The 14327-nt window shown below is 73.3% G+C and carries 12 protein-coding genes and 1 pseudogene; 10 read left to right on the top strand and 3 right to left on the bottom strand.

Annotated features, from left to right (window positions below; translation table 11 throughout):
* Positions 1-96: pseudogene (locus ABTY61_RS42050) on the bottom strand (hypothetical protein); the annotation flags it as partial.
* A gap of 127 nt (positions 97-223) precedes the next feature.
* On the opposite strand from ABTY61_RS42050, the gene mltG (ABTY61_RS32245) reads away from it, so the two are divergent.
* The 10 genes from mltG (ABTY61_RS32245) (at position 224) to ABTY61_RS32200 (ending at position 12100) form a co-directional block, all read left to right on the top strand.
* On the top strand, positions 224-1456 hold the full coding sequence (gene mltG / locus ABTY61_RS32245; protein WP_350508666.1) for an endolytic transglycosylase MltG: 1233 nt from the start codon (positions 224-226) through the stop codon (positions 1454-1456).
* Between the two features lie 188 nt (positions 1457-1644).
* Positions 1645-3591, top strand: a complete 1947-nt coding sequence (gene mltG / locus ABTY61_RS32240) for an endolytic transglycosylase MltG (RefSeq protein ID WP_350508665.1) — start codon at positions 1645-1647, stop codon at positions 3589-3591.
* 34 nt (positions 3592-3625) lie between these two features.
* Positions 3626-4456, top strand: coding sequence for a shikimate dehydrogenase (locus ABTY61_RS32235; protein ID WP_350508664.1), 831 nt, complete (start codon positions 3626-3628; stop codon positions 4454-4456).
* Positions 4457-4619: 163 nt separating this feature from the next.
* Positions 4620-5804, top strand: coding sequence for a chorismate synthase (aroC, locus tag ABTY61_RS32230; RefSeq protein ID WP_350508663.1), 1185 nt, complete (start codon positions 4620-4622; stop codon positions 5802-5804).
* On the top strand, positions 5801-6322 hold the full coding sequence (locus ABTY61_RS32225; RefSeq protein ID WP_350508662.1) for a shikimate kinase: 522 nt from the start codon (positions 5801-5803) through the stop codon (positions 6320-6322). Before aroC ends, ABTY61_RS32225 begins: the two co-directional genes overlap by 4 nt.
* Positions 6315-7406: a 3-dehydroquinate synthase gene (aroB, locus tag ABTY61_RS32220; RefSeq protein WP_350508661.1), complete on the top strand. Its 1092-nt coding sequence runs from the start codon at positions 6315-6317 to the stop codon at positions 7404-7406. The genes ABTY61_RS32225 and aroB overlap by 8 nt, the downstream gene beginning before the upstream one ends.
* An 8-nt stretch (positions 7407-7414) precedes the next feature.
* Positions 7415-7843 carry a type II 3-dehydroquinate dehydratase gene (gene aroQ, locus ABTY61_RS32215; protein ID WP_350508671.1) on the top strand — a complete coding sequence of 143 codons (429 nt, stop codon included), beginning with the start codon at positions 7415-7417 and terminating at the stop codon, positions 7841-7843.
* Between the two features lie 300 nt (positions 7844-8143).
* Positions 8144-9109 (top strand): AAA family ATPase, encoded by a 966-nt coding sequence (locus ABTY61_RS32210; RefSeq protein ID WP_502895465.1) that lies wholly within the window; start codon positions 8144-8146, stop codon positions 9107-9109.
* A 97-nt stretch (positions 9110-9206) separates the two neighbouring features.
* Positions 9207-10016 (top strand): Fpg/Nei family DNA glycosylase, encoded by an 810-nt coding sequence (locus ABTY61_RS32205; protein WP_350508660.1) that lies wholly within the window; start codon positions 9207-9209, stop codon positions 10014-10016.
* A 71-nt stretch (positions 10017-10087) separates the two neighbouring features.
* The gene (locus ABTY61_RS32200) at positions 10088-12100 is read left to right on the top strand and encodes an AAA family ATPase (protein ID WP_350508659.1); all 2013 of its coding nucleotides are present in this window, start codon (positions 10088-10090) and stop codon (positions 12098-12100) included.
* Here the strand turns inward: ABTY61_RS32200 and ABTY61_RS32195 are convergent.
* Entirely contained in the window at positions 12097-13785 is a 1689-nt protein-coding gene (locus ABTY61_RS32195) for a hypothetical protein (RefSeq protein ID WP_350508658.1), read from the bottom strand. The genes ABTY61_RS32200 and ABTY61_RS32195 overlap by 4 nt on opposite strands.
* Positions 13786-13872: 87 nt before the next feature.
* Entirely contained in the window at positions 13873-14268 is a 396-nt protein-coding gene (locus ABTY61_RS32190) for an ArsR/SmtB family transcription factor (RefSeq protein WP_350508657.1), read from the bottom strand.
* Between the last annotated feature and the right edge of the window lie 59 nt (positions 14269-14327).

The following is a 14327-nucleotide window of genomic DNA, read 5'->3' as shown; positions in this document are numbered from 1 at the left end:
GTCGCCCAGGCCGATCTCCTCCAGCGGGACGGGCCGGCCGAGCTTGCCGCCGATCGCGGTGGCGATCAGGTGCGGGACGGGCCCCTGCGGGACCACGCGTCCGCACGGACCCCTCTTTCGTTCGTTTCCGTGACCGTTTCGGACCGATCCGGATTGTTCTGGATCGGTTCTTCGGCCCGGAGCGATTCTCAGCGATTCGGGACCGCCGAGGGGGCCGCGAGCCATGACCGACCAGGACTTCCACCCGGGGCTCACTCCGGGACACCTGGGTGCGCCGGTGCTGGAGCCGGAGGGCCGTCCCCCGGGTGCGCCCCGGCCGCGCTCCGATGCGCCGGATCCGCACCGACGGCGTAACGGACTGGCCTGCGGGCTCACCGCCCTCGCCCTGATCGCGGTCTTCGGCGGGATCGGGCTCACCGGCTACACCTGGCTCCAGCAGCAGCGCAAACCCCCGGCGGCCGCCGACTACGCGGGGCAGGGCAACGGCAGCGTCCAGGTCTCGGTGCCGGAGGGCGCGGGCCTGTCCCAGATCGCCTCCGCGCTGGTCCGCAACGGGGTGGTGGCCAGCTCGCTCGCCTTCACCCGGGCGGCGAAGGGCAGCGCGGCCGCCGCCGGGCGGATCCAGCCCGGCACCTACACCCTGAAGCAGAAGATGTCGGCCGCCGCGGCGCTGTCCGTGCTGATCGACCCGGCCAACGCCAACGGCCTGACCATTCCCGAGGGTTGGCGCGGCTACCAGATCTACGCGGCGATCGACAAGAAGCTGAACCTCCCCGCGGGCACGACCCAGAAGGCCGCCCAGGAGCAGGGCGCCGAACTCGGGCTGCCGGACTTCGCCAAGGGCAGCCCGGAGGGCTACCTGTTCCCCGCGACCTACGCCGTCACCGACGGGACCACCGCGCTGGACCTGTTGAAGCAGATGGTCGAGCGGGCCGGCAAGGAGTTCAGCCGGGACGACGCCAACGTGGTCGCGCAGAACCTCGGGCAGAGCCTGTACGGCCTGGTCACCGTCGCCAGCATGGTCCAGGGCGAGGCCGACAACACCGAGGACATGGGCAAGGTGGCCCGGGTCATCTACAACCGGCTGGCCAAGGGGATGCCGCTGCAGCTGGACTCCACCATCAACTACGCCCTCGGCCGCTCGACCCTGAACACCACGGTCACCGACACCAGGCTGGACTCGCCCTACAACACCTACCTCCACCCGGGGCTGCCGCCGTCACCGATCTCCAACCCGGGCCGGCAGGCGATCATGGCGGCGCTGGACCCGACGCCGGGGGACTGGCTGTACTTCGTCACCGTGAAGCCGGGGGACACCCGCTTCACCGACAGCTTCGACGTGCAGCAGAAGAACGTCGCGGAGTTCAACGCCGCCCGGGCGGCCAAACCGAGCGCCCCGGCCCCCTCCGATCCGTCCACCGCCGCGCCCTCGACGCCGGGCGCCACCGCACCGTGACGGCCCCGTCCGTCGAGCGTGAGGTCGCTCACTGACAGTGCGTCCGCCCGGGCGGGGGTACGGCTGCGGTACGGTAACGTCTCCTCCCAGGCGCTGCGCTAGCACGCCGGTTCGAGAATCAGCCGGGACTGCGTCGTCCCGGACGGCCGGTCCGATCCTCCGGTCGTCACCGTCGGTTAAGGGGATCAATGACCGATCTGGGTCGGGGCTACGGCCCCCAGGGCGAGCCGTGGCATCCCGGTGATCCCGGGTACGGCGGCCAGCAGCCGGTCCCCGGCCAGCAGGACGGCCAGTGGCAGCAGCAGTACCCGCAGCAGGACCAGCACGGCCAGCAGCCGTACGGGGACGTGCAGCAGGCCCACCTCCCGCACATGGGGGGCGCGCAGCAGCAGATGCAGAACGGGTACCCCCAGGGGTACCCGCAGCAGGGCATGGGCCAGCAGGGCATGGGGCAGCAGGGCTACCCCCAGCAGCAGGGCATGCCGCAGCAGATGCCGCAGCAGGGCTTCGACCAGGGGTACCCGCAGCAGGACATGGGCCGGCAGGGGCAGGGCTACCCGCAGCAGATGGGCGGCCAGCAGCAGATGCCGCAGGGGATGCCCCAGCAGCAGATGCAGAACGGGTACCCCCAGGGGTACCCGCAGCAGGGTGTGCCCCAGCAACAGGGTGTGCCCCAGCAGCCCGGCATGCCGCAGCAGGGCATGCCCCCGCAGCAACCCGGTATGCAGCAGCAGCCGGGCATGCAGCAGCCCGCCCCCCAGCAGGCCCGGCCGCAGGCCGCCCGCCCGGCCCCGGCGCCCGAACCCGCCGCGGGCCCCGGCCCGGACGGCATCGACTGGGAGGCCGAGGCCGCCGCGCTCGAGTCCGGCACCGGCCCGGCCGGCGGTGCGCACGAGCCCGAGGCCGAGGAGTGGGACGGCCGCCGGCGCGAGGACGGGCAGCACGGCGAGGTCTACCTCGACGAGCACGCCGAGGCCGAGGCCGAGCAGGGCGGCTTCCTCGGGGAGCAGGACGACTCCCGCGAGGCGAAGAAGAAGCGCAAGGAGAGCGGCAAGAAGGCGGGCCGTCGCAACGGCGGAGCCTGCCTGGTGGTCGCCGTGGTGCTGCTCGGGCTGCTCGGCGGCGCCGGCTGGTGGGGCTACGGCTTCTACCAGAGCCACTTCGGCCCGCCGCCGGACTTCACCGGCGAGGGCACCGGCTCCGTCCAGATCGAGGTCAAGCAGGGCGCGGTCGGCGGGCAGATCGGCGCCGCGCTCAAGACGGCCGGCGTGGTCAAGAGCGTCGACGCCTTCACCAAGGCCTGTGATGCCGAGCCCAAGTGCAGCACGATCCAGTACGGCTTCTACACCTTGAAGAAGGAGATGCCGGCCGCGGCCGCGCTCAAGGAGCTGCTGGACCAGGCGGGCGGCGCGGCGATCGTGTTCCCGGAGGGCAAGAACTCCTCCGAGATCTACGCCATGATCGACACCAAGCTGAAGCTGCAGAAGGGCACCACGGCGGGCGTCGCCAAGGCGCAGGTCAACGACCTCGGCCTGCCGGCGTACGCCAACGGCAACGTCGAGGGCTTCCTCTGGCCGACCCGCTACAACATCGCCGACGGCATGAAGCCCGAGGACCTGCTCAAGCAGATGGTGAAGACCGCCACCGACAAGTACGCCAACCTGGACGGCCAGGCCTCCAAGGCGGGCCTCAAGAACGCCTACGAGGTGATCACCGAGGCGAGCATCCTGCAGCGCGAGGGCAACAACCCGGGCGACTTCGCCAAGATGGCCCGGACCATCCAGAACCGTCTGGCGAGCGACGCCGTGCGCCACACGCTCGGTATGGACACCACGCTGCAGTACTCGCTGGGCCGCAAGGAACTCTCGTCGAAGGACATCAACGACGGGTCCAACAAGTACAACACCTACATCAACCCGGGCCTGCCGCCGACGCCGATCTCCAACCCCGGCGACGAGGCGATCAACGCGGTGCTCAACCCGGCGGACGGCAAGTGGCTGTACTTCATCGCGATGTCCCCGACCAACACCCTCTTCGCCGAGACGGACAAGGAGCACGCGGCCAACGTCGAGGCGTACTGCAAGGCGGCGGGTCAGGGCTTCGACAAGGTCGGCCTCCACTGCACCACCAAGTAGCCGCCACCGCACCGTCGTTCACGGAGATGCAGCGTTGACCAGCAAGCACCGGGCGGCCGTCCTCGGCTCGCCGATCGCCCACTCGCTCTCGCCCGACCTGCACCGGGCCGCCTTCGCGGCGCTCGGGCTGGACGACTGGCGCTACGACCGCTTCGAGGTCGACGAGGACGGCCTGCCCGGCTTCCTCGCCGGGCTGGACGAGGCCGAGTGGGCCGGGCTGTCGCTGACCATGCCGTTGAAGCGGGCCGTCATCCCGCTGCTGGACGAGGTCAGCGCGACGGCGCGCGCGGTGGACGCGGTGAACACGGTGGTGTTCACCGCCGACGGGCGACGCACCGGGGACAACACCGACGTCCCCGGGCTGGTCAACGCGCTGCGCGAGCGCGGCATCGCCGAGGTGTCCGCCGCCGCGGTGCTGGGCGCCGGGGCGACCGCTTCCTCGGCGCTGGCGGCGCTGGCCCAGATCTGCACCGGCGAGGTGACGGTCTACGTGCGCAGCGCCGAGCGGGCCCGGGAGATGGCCGAGCTGGGCGAGCGGCTCGGCGTCGCGGTGCGGACGGCCGACTGGGAGCGCGGCGCCGAGGCGCTGGAGCGGCCGCTGACCGTCTCCACCACCCCGGTCGGGGCGACCGACGGCTTCGCCGAGGGGCTGCCCGCGGCCCCGGGCGCGCTGTTCGACGTGCTGTACCACCCGTGGCCGACGGCGCTGGCCGCCGCCTGCGCCGGGCGCGGGGCGACCGTCCTCGGCGGTCTTGACCTGCTGGTCCACCAGGCGGTGCTGCAGAGCGAGGCCTTCACCGGGTACACGCCCGGGCCGCTGGCCGCGATGCGCGAGGCGGGGGAGAAGGCGCTGGCCGGGCGCTGAGCCCGGAGCCCGGCTCCGGAGCGTTTCGTGGAGTGACCGGTTGCCGTCCGTCACCCGGACGGTGCCGCCGGGTGCCGCTGGGTCATGAAAGGATTCGGAGAGAAGGCACGCTCGGGCGGGCCGCGGCGGTGCCGTGGGCCGGCCCGCTGATGAAGGAGCTCCGTTGGGTACGTTGCGCTGGCTCACGGCGGGGGAGTCGCACGGTCCCGCACTCGTCGCGACGCTGGAAGGCCTGCCCGCCGGTGTACCGGTCACCACCGACGTGGTGGCCGACGCGCTGGCGCGCCGCCGGCTCGGTTACGGCCGCGGGGCGCGGATGAAGTTCGAGCAGGACGAGGTGACCTTCCTCGGCGGGGTCCGGCACGGCCTGACCATGGGAAGCCCGGTCGCGATCATGGTCGGCAACACCGAGTGGCCGAAGTGGGAGCAGGTCATGTCGGCCGACCCGGTCGACCCCGAGGTGCTGGCGGGCCTGGCCCGCAACGAGGCGCTGACCCGCCCCCGGCCCGGCCACGCCGACCTGGCCGGCATGCAGAAGTACTCGATCGAGGAGGCCCGGCCGATCCTGGAGCGCGCCAGCGCCCGGGAGACGGCCGCCCGGGTCGCGCTGGGCGCCGTCGCCCGCGCGTACCTGCGCGAGGTGGCCGGGATCGAGATCGTCAGCCACGTGGTCGAGCTGGCCGCCGCCAAGGCGCCGGCCGGCGTGCTGCCGCTGCCCTCGGACGAGGCCCGGCTGGACGCCGATCCGGTGCGCTGCCTGGATGCGGACGCCTCGAAGGCGATGGTCGCCGAGATCGACCAGGCCCACAAGGACGGCGACACCCTCGGCGGTGTGGTCGAGGTGCTCGCGTACGGCGTGCCGGTGGGCCTCGGCTCGCACGTGCACTGGGACCGCCGGCTGGACGCCCGCCTGGCCGCCGCGCTGATGGGCATCCAGGCGATCAAGGGCGTCGAGGTCGGCGACGGCTTCGACCTGGCCCGGGTGCCGGGGTCGAAGGCGCACGACGAGATCGTCCCGACCCCCGAGGGCGTCAAGCGCACCTCCGGCCGTTCCGGCGGCACCGAGGGCGGCCTGTCCACCGGCGAGGTGCTGCGGGTGCGCGCCGCGATGAAGCCGATCGCGACCGTGCCGCGGGCGCTGCAGACCCTGGACGTGCGCACCGGTGAGCCGGCCAAGGCGCACCACCAGCGCTCGGACGTGTGTGCTGTGCCGGCCGCCGGCATCGTCGCCGAGGCGATGGTCGCGCTGGTGCTGGCGGACGCCATGAACGAGAAGTTCGGCGGCGACAACGTGTCCGAGACCCGGCGCAATGTGCAGGGCTACCTCGACAACCTGATCATCCGATGAAGTCTCCCGTCATCGTGCTGGTCGGCCCGCCCGGCAGTGGCAAGTCCACCGTCGGGCAGGCCCTGGCCGAGCGCCTGGGCGTCGGCTTCCGGGACACCGACGCCGACATCGAGGCGCTGGCCGGCAAGCCCATCCCGGAGATCTTCATCGACGAGGGCGAGCCGCACTTCCGCGAGCTGGAGGTCCGCGCCGTGCGCGCGGCCGCCGAGGGCCACGACGGGGTGCTGGCGCTCGGCGGCGGCGCGGTGATGGCCGAGGCCACCCGCGAGCTGCTGCGCGAGCTGCCGGTGGTCTTCCTGGAGGTCCCGCTGGGCGACGCGGTCAAGCGGGTCGGCCTGGACGCCCCGCGGCCGCTGCTGGCCGTCAACCCGCGGGCCCGCTGGCGCGAGCTGATGGAGGCCCGCCGCCCCCTCTACCTCGAGGTGGCCACCGCCGTCGTCGACACTGCCGACCGCACCCCCGAGCAGGTCGCGGACGCCGTACTGGAAGCACTGGAGCTGAAGACCCCCCATGACTGACACCACCGTCAGGATTCACGTCGGCGGCAGCGCCGGCCACGACCCGTACGACGTGCTGATCGGGCACCAGCTGCTCGGCGAGCTGGCGCCGCTGATCGGGACGCGGGCCAAGCGGGTCGCGATCATCCACCCGGAGGCGCTGGCCGCCACCGCCGACGCCATCCGCGAGGACTTGGCCGGCGAGGGGTACGAGGCGATCGGGCTGCAGGTGCCGAACGCCGAGGAGGCGAAGAGCGCCGAGGTCGCCGCGTACTGCTGGTCGGTGCTCGGGCAGACCGGCTTCACCCGCAGCGACGTCGTCGTCGGGCTCGGCGGCGGTGCCACCACCGACCTGGCCGGCTTCGTCGCCGCCACCTGGCTGCGCGGGGTGCGCTGGATCGCCATGCCCACCACGCTGCTCGGCATGGTCGACGCGGCCGTCGGCGGCAAGACCGGCATCAACATCGCCGAGGGCAAGAACATGGTCGGTGCCTTCCACCCGCCGGTGGGCGTGCTGGCCGACCTCGGCACCCTGGAGACCGTGCCCAGGCACGACTACGTCTCCGGCCTCGCCGAGGTCATCAAGTGCGGCTTCATCGCCGACCCGGCCATCCTCGACCTGATCGAGGCGGACCCGGAGGGCGCCAGGACGCCGGCCGGCCCGCACACCGTCGAGCTGATCCGCCGGGCCATCCAGGTCAAGGCCGACGTGGTCTCCGGGGACCTCAAGGAGTCCGGTCGGCGCGAGATCCTCAACTACGGCCACACCCTCGGCCACGCCATCGAGCGCAACGAGCGCTACAAGTGGCGGCACGGCGCGGCGATCTCCATCGGCATGGTCTTCGCCGCCGAACTCGGCCGCCTGGCGGGCCGGTTGGACGACGAGACGGCGGACCGCCACCGCGCCGTGCTGGCCTCGGTCGGCCTGCCGTTGAGCTACCGGGCGGACGCCTGGCCGAAGCTGCTGGACGCGATGAAGATCGACAAGAAGTCGCGCGGCGACCTGATCCGCTTCATCGTCCTGGACGGCCTCGGCAAGACCTCCGTCCTTGAGGGCCCCGACCCGTCCCTGCTGGTCGCCGCCTACGCGGAGGTCTCGGCGTGACCCGGGTGATGGTGCTCAACGGCCCCAACCTCGGCCGGCTGGGCAGCCGGGAGCCGGACGTCTACGGCGCCACCTCGTACGCCGGACTGGTCGAGCGCTGCACGGCGCTGGGCAAGGAGTTCGGCTTCGAGGTCGAGGTGCACGAGACCAACTCCGAGCAGCAGATGGTCGAGTGGCTGCACGAGGCGGCCGACGGGCAGGTGCCCGTGGTGATCAACCCGGGCGCTTTCACCCACTACTCGTACGCGATGCGGGATGCCGCGGCGCAGCGCACCGCGCCGCTGATCGAGGTGCACATCTCGAACCCCTACGCGCGGGAGACCTTCCGGCACACCTCGGTGATCGCGGCGGTGGCCTCCGGCACCATCGCGGGCTTCGGGATCGGCTCGTACGAGCTGGCGCTGCGGGCGCTGGCGGAGCAGCTCGCGGCGCGCTGAGCAGGGGTGCTGAGCCGGGGTGCTGAGCCGAGGTGCTGAGCCGGGACGGGTCCGCGCGGCTTCGTCGGCGGTGGCTGATCACCTGTGACGGGAACCGAGCTGAGTTGGCGTGAGTTGACCGTGGGATGGGCGGGGGTTGGCCGACGGTTGACCTGAGTTGACGCGAGTCGACCGCGGGTCGACCTGAGCTGAAACCGGCCGTGACCGGGGGAGCCGGGGGCGGCCGGGAGCCCGGCGGCGGACTGTGCCCGCTGCCGGGCTGCCGTGTAATGTCCCCGCTGAGAGGTGTCGGGAGGTGCCGTGACGCAGTACGCCGGAGGCGGGCAGGTCCCGCCGCGTCCCGCCGCTCCGCCGGTGCCGCCGGGGGGCGGCGCGGGGGTGCCCCAGGCGGGGGCGCCGGTTCCGCTGCCGCCGGTCGCTCCGGCTCCGGCGGCTGTCCCTGTTTCTGTTGCTGCTCCTGGAGCGGTTCCTGTCGTGGCACCGGTTCCGGTCGCCGCGCCGCCGCCCGTGCCCAGGCCGGCCCCAGCCACCGTCGTCGCTCCGGCCCCGGGCGCCGTCGTCGCTCCGGCCCCGGCTCCCGCACCCGTGCAGGCCGCGCCGCCGCCCGCGCCCGGCGCCCCCGTCCCGGCCGGGGGGACCGGGCACTTCGTACTGCCCGCCGGCACGCCCGTCCAGCTCCCCGCCCACCCGTCGCAGCGGCATGCGCCCGCCGGCCCCATCGCCGTCCTGCTGATCGGGCCGGCCGGAGCGGGCAAGACCACCGTCGCCCGGTACTGGGCCGAGCGCCGGGGCACCCCGACCGCGCACATCAGCCTGGACGACGTCCGCGAGTGGGTCCAGGCCGGCTTCGCCAACCCGCAGGCCGGCTGGAACAACGCCTCCGAGGCCCAGTACCGGCTGGCCCGCCGTACCTGCGGCTTCGCCTGCCGCAACTACCTGGCCAACGGCATCTCCTGCATCATCGACGACGCCGTCTTCCCCGACCGCCCGGCGATCGGCCTCGGCGGCTGGAAGCGGCACATCGGCCCGGGCATGATCCCGGTGGTGCTGCTGCCCAGCCTGGACTCGGTGCTGCGCCGCAACGCCCGTCGCGGCGGGACCAGGAGGCTCGGCGACGAGGAGGTCGCGCGCATCCACGGGCGGATGGCGGGCTGGTACAACTCCGGGCTGCCGATCATCGACAACTCCTACCTGGACGTCGCCGGTACGGCCGCCGAGCTGGACCGCGTCATCCTGGCCCGGCTGATGGGCATGCCGGTCCGCTGACCCGCCCGACCCCATCGACCAGGCGATTCGTCGGGCTGTCGGGGGCGGCTGAGATGATGGACCGGTCCCGCCAGAACCACCCGGGGAGCTGACGCCCGTGCCGGAAGGCCACATCATCCACCGCCTCGCCGGCCAGAACCGGAAGGCCTTCGGCGGCCGCCCGGTGCAGGTCTCCAGCCCGCAGGGCCGCTTCGCCGACGAGGCCAAGGCGCTCGACGGGCAGCTGCTCACCGGCGCGGAGGCCACCGGCAAGCACCTCTTCCTCGGCTTCGAGGAGGGCGGCTGGGTGCACATCCACCTCGGCCTCTACGGCGGCTTCACCTTCGGCACCGGCCCCGCGCCCGAGCCCGTCGGACTGGTCCGGCTGCGGCTGGCCAACGACGACGGCTACGCGGACCTCCGCGGTCCCAACACCTGCGCGCTGGTCACCGAGGCCGAGAAGGCCGCCGTCGCCGCCCGCCTGGGCCCCGACCCGCTGCGCCCTGACGCCGACCCGGAGGCCGCCTGGCGCCGGATATCGGGCAGCCGCACGACCGTCGCCGCGCTGCTGATGGACCAGAAGGTGCTGGCCGGGGTCGGCAACGTGTACCGCGCCGAGGTGCTGTTCCGCCACCACATCGACCCGCACCGGGCCGGCCGCGACCTCACCCGCCGTGAGTGGGACGCGATCTGGGCCGACCTGGTCGCCCTGATGCACGAGGGCGTTGCCGCCGGCCGGATCGACACCGTCCGCCCCGAGCACACCCCCGAGGCGATGGGCCGCCCGCCCCGGGTGGACGACCACGGCGGCGAGGTGTACGTCTACCGCCGGGCAGCGATGCCCTGCCTGGTCTGCGGCACGGAGGTGCGTACGGAGGAGCACGCGGCGCGCAACCTGTTCTGGTGCCCGACCTGCCAGGCGGCCTGAGGCGGGAATCCGGCCGTCGGCCCGGCGCGCAGCCCGTAGGCTGGGGCCGACCGGCCGGAGGGAGCAGGCTGATGGAGCGGCGGGACGTGGCCAACACCGTGTCAGGCACCACGGTGGGCGGCCACCTGGTGCAGGCGGACCACATCGGCTCGGTGCACCTCCACCAGCCCGAGGAGCTGCCGAGACCGCATCAGGTCCGGCGGCCGCACGGCCCGTTCGTCAACCGTGAGCCGGAACTCGCCGCGCTGACAGCAGCCTTGGGCCGGGTCGAGGCGGGTGGGCTCGGTGTGGTGGTGTTCACCGGCCTCGGCGGGGTCGGGAAGACCGAACTGATCGCCAGGTTCACCGAGAAGCACCGGTCGCGTTTCCCGGACGGGGACCTCTACGCGGACCTCCAGGCCTACCGCCACCAGGGCGGGGTGGATCTGCCGGAGCTGCTGGCGGGCTTCCTGCGCGCACTCGGCGCGGAGCCCCCTGTGGTGGAGGCCGAGCGCTTCACCGAGTTCCGTACGGTCACCGCCGGGCGCCGGTGCCTGTTCTTCCTGGACAACGTGGAGCACGCCGCCGAGGTCCGGGCGCTGCTCCCGTCCGGCGGGCTGGTGGTGGTCGCGAGCCGGCGGCGGCTGCCCGCGCTGCGGATGGACGGTGCCGACGTGCGGCAGCTCGGACCGCTGAGCCCGGAGGCCGGCGCCGAGCTGGTGCGGACCTGGCCGGGCTCGGAGCACGGTACCGAGGAGGAGCTGTCGGCGCTGGTCGAGCTGTGCGGCGGGCTTCCGCTCGCGCTCAGCGTGGTCGGGAGCCAGCTGCTGGACCACGAGAACCTGCCGATCGGTGAGGTGGTGGCCGAACTCCACGACCGGGAGGGCAGGTTGGCCATGCTGAACGACGAGGACGGCGACCTCGGCGCGACGTACGACGCGGTGTACGAGCGGCTGCTGCCGCAGAGCAGGGCGCTGTACCACCTGATCGGCGTGCACCCCGGCCCGTTCCTGTCGGCCGGACTCGCGCAAGCGGCGGGCATCGAGCAGGCCGCGCGGGTGCTGTCGGAGCTGCGCGCCACCCACCTGCTGGACGAGGTGGTGGACGACGACAAGTCCGAGAAGCGCTTCCGCGCCCACGACGTGGTGCGCCTGCACGCCTACGGCCGGGCCCGGGAACTGCCGGACCGGGCCGAACTGCTCGCCCGCGTGGTGGCGTACTTCCGGGGCCGAGCCTCGCGGGCGGACCGGGCGATGGGGCCCCGGCTGCGGTTGCAGGACCCGAGCGGCGACGGGCTGCCCGGCTTCCCGTCCAGTGCTGCCGCGCTGGAGTGGCTGCACGCCGAGCGGGCCAATCTGCGAGCGGTGGTGGAGGCGGCGGCCGAGCAGGGCTGGCACGGCGAGGTGTGGCGTCTCTGCGAGTCGCTCTGGCCGCTGTACCACAACCGCAAGCTCTACCAGGACTGGATCGCCACCCACCGGCTCGGTGTCGAGTCGGCGCACTGGGACAACCAGCCGGACGCCGTGGTACGGATGCGCAACCAACTGGCCCGCGCCCACTACGAGCGCAAGGAGTACCCGCTTGCCGCCGAGCAGTTGGCGCGGGCAGCGGAGCAGCTGCCGCTGGTGGCCAACCGCCAGGTGGCGGGGGTGCTGCTCGAGACGGACGGCTTGCTCTGTCTGGCCGACGGCCGTCCGGGCCGGGCGGTGGAGCGGTTCGCGCTGGCCCTGGAGGAGAACCGGGGCGACCCGCACGGCGTGATCGTGCAGAGCTACAACGTGGCGCAGGCGCTGATCGCCGACAGCCGCCCGGACGAAGCGCTGACTGTGCTGGACGGGGCTGCCGCGCAGGCCGAGGCCACCGGGGACGACGACATGCTGATGAAGCTGCCGCTGGTGCACGCCCGGGCCCACCGGGCCCTGGGGCAGCTCGACTCGGCGGTCGAGCGGGCCGAGGAGTGTGTGCGGAGGGCCCGGGAACGGAAGGCGTACCCCAAGGAGGTCCAGGCGCACACCCTGCTGGTCGCGCTCGCCGAGGAGTCGGACGACCCGGAGCTGGCCGAGCGCAGCCGGGCGCGGCTGCGGGAGCTGGCAAAGCACTTCTAGGGACCGGTGGTGAACGAGACCCGGGTGCGGTGCTCGCCGGTGCGGATGGTGAGGCCGTGCTCGGGCAGGCCGGCCGGGTCGCCGCCGTCGGCGAGCCAGCAGGCGAGTGCCGAGCCGAGCAGCAGCGGGTCGAGGCTGGGGGCGGGGCGGCCGCGGTCCCGTTCGGCGTGGGCTTCGAGCAGCAGGCCGTTGTGCAGCCGGAGCAGGTGGAGGGCGGGGCCCAGGGCGGCCACCGTGACGGCGAGGCCGGGCAGTTCGAGGGCGATGTCGGCGAGCCAGTCGACGGCGGGGCGTTCGGCGTGCGGCTCGGTGCGGGCGAGGACTTCGGCGGTGTACCGCAGCTCGTCGTCGGGGTGGTCGTCGGTGAGCGCGTGGAACCCGCGTGGCGTGTGGCCCCCGGGTTGGAATTGGAAGGGGTAGCGGCGCAGGCTGACCTCGGTCCCCTCGCTCTTGCCCTCGACGTCGTACGCGGTGGGCCCGTCGCCGACTCCAGAGGTGGGCACGGGCTTGGGATAGGGCCGGAGGACCGGTTCGTGGGCGGGTTCGTCGAGGCCGTCGAGGAAGGAGTAGAGCAGCGGGCGCAGCAGCCGGGCGGATTCGCCGTGGTGGGCGAGCGAGCGGTCGGTGATGTCGGTCAGGTCGGTGCGGTCGTCCGAGGCCTGGGTCAGGGCGAGTTCGAGCTGGGCGGCGAGGTCGCCGTCGGGGTCGAGCAGGGGTGCGGTCTGGCCGAAGGCGTAGCCGGGGGAGCGCGGGTCGAGTTCGGCGGCGCCGGTGGCGACGATCATCGTGGGGTGTTTCAGGGCGGCGCCGTAGACGGAGACCGAGCCGTGGTCGCCGATCAGGACATCGGCGGCGACCAGCGCGGCCTGCCAGCCCTGGTGGGGCGGGACGAGGCGCAGGCCCATCCGCAGGGCGTCGTCGAGCAGGGCCACGGGGTTGTGCCGGCTCCAGATGTTCGGGTGCAGCACGACGGCCACCGTGTACTCGTCGGCGGGCAGTTGGCGGACCAGTCGCTGCGGCAGGTCATGGTGGCGGCCGAATAACGAGTGCTCGCTCCAGGTGGAGTCGACGACGACGAGCCGGCGGCCGTCGACGGCGCCGAGCGCGGCGCGGTAGCCGTCGCGGGAGCGTCGGCTGCGCAGCATCCGGTCGAAGCACGGGTCGCCGACGACCCGGGCGACGTCCAGCGCCTCGGGACAGGAGGCCCTGAGCCGGTCCAGCTGCTCGGGGTGGGAGAGGCCGAGGACGTCGACGAACACCCGTCCGCGGTGGGTGAGTTCGTTGCGCGAGAGGCCGGCGGAGCTGACCGCGTCGCCGGTGGACTCGGTGACCAGGCGGTTGTAGCCGGCGCCGTGCGGGAGGACGACCAGACGGGCGTCCAGCCGGTGCATGGAGGCGTGGACGGCACAGGAGACCGCCAGGTCGAAGCGGCGGAGGACGGCGTCCTCCCAGTCCAGCACGGTGTAGCCGGGCAGGCCGCGGAGGTAGTCGTCCAGGGCACGGTCGGCGAAGGCGGAGCCGGGGTTGACGGTGAAGTAGTGCTCGATGCCGTCGGGGTCGAGCAGGGCGAGGACGTCCAGGACCCGGGTCGCCGAGGTGAGGGTGCGGGCGACCGCCAGCACGCGGGCCTTGACCGGGCGGGTGTTCCAGCGGTCGGCGGGCCAGACGTGGGGGTGGGACGGCACATCGTGATCGTACTCATCCGGCTGCGCCCGTGGCGCGGTTTGCCGAGTGTCGGTCAGTCCGTCGTCGGGGCCGGTCCGCTGCCGTGGTCAGCCCGCCGCCGCGGTCGGCTCCTCGTGGGGCTCCTCGTGCTCGGCGGCGGCGCACTCGTCGAGGAGGGGGCGCAGGGCGTCGTCCACGAGCCGGTAGCGCACCACGCGTCCGTCCTTGTCCCCGGTGACCACGCCGGCCGTGCGGAGCAGCCGCAGTGCCTGGGAGACGGCGGGGTCGCGCATGCCGGTGGCGACCGCCAGGTCGCTGACGGCGAGCGGGCCGGCCCGGTGCAGGGCGAGCAGCAGGGCGAGCCGTCCGGGGTCGGCGAGCAGGGAGAACCGCTCGGCCCAGGAGCGGACGTGGACGGTGTCCCCGATGGCGGCGATGGCCTCGCAGACCCGGTGCCCGTCGATGGTGCGGTGGCCCGCGCGGTCGGCCGGTACGAGATGCATGCGGACATTCTGGCAGCTCACGACCTGTGATCCTGGACACCTGCACAGGTGCGCAACCT

Origin of the sequence: Kitasatospora sp. NPDC096128 (genome assembly GCF_040303105.1) — a bacterium.
In the GTDB taxonomy this organism is placed as follows: domain Bacteria; phylum Actinomycetota; class Actinomycetes; order Streptomycetales; family Streptomycetaceae; genus Kitasatospora.
The sequence above is the reverse complement of the archived record's forward strand: the minus strand, read 5'-3'. Positions and strand labels throughout refer to the sequence as shown.